This window comes from Falsihalocynthiibacter sp. S25ZX9, assembly GCF_041205405.1.
Taxonomy (GTDB): Bacteria; Pseudomonadota; Alphaproteobacteria; order Rhodobacterales; family Rhodobacteraceae; genus Falsihalocynthiibacter; species Falsihalocynthiibacter arcticus.
This window is the reverse complement of record NZ_JBGFCD010000286.1, coordinates 1-291: the sequence shown is the minus strand read 5'-3', so window position 1 is coordinate 291 and position 291 is coordinate 1. Positions and strand designations below refer to the sequence as shown.

Annotated in this window: 1 protein-coding gene; it reads left to right on the top strand. The window is 54.3% G+C overall.

The genetic code is table 11. The features are described from left to right. Positions 1 to 25: 25 nt before the first annotated feature. On the top strand, positions 26 to 291 hold a 266-nt coding region (locus AB9F29_RS22270; protein WP_369757297.1), incomplete at its 3' end, for an RnfABCDGE type electron transport complex subunit D.

The following is a 291-nucleotide window of genomic DNA, read 5'->3' as shown; positions in this document are numbered from 1 at the left end:
ATACGCTGGCCAAGGAGCACGTCGAATGAGACGGCAAAACGCTTATCTACCCACTCTTTGGAACTCCTATCGGGTAACGGCGGCGACTTGCTTTGCACTTTTGCCGCCCTTGGCGCTCACGATTTCTGAGCGTGGTGTCGCAATTTTACTGCCCCTTGTTGTGGCGCTTGCTTTGGCGGGGGGCTGGGCGTTTGCGTTTTCTCGCTTGCGACACAATCCCATAGATTGGCACGGTATCGTGACCGCTTTGGTTTTTATTCTTCTTGCACCAAGTACGGTTCCGCTGTGGCA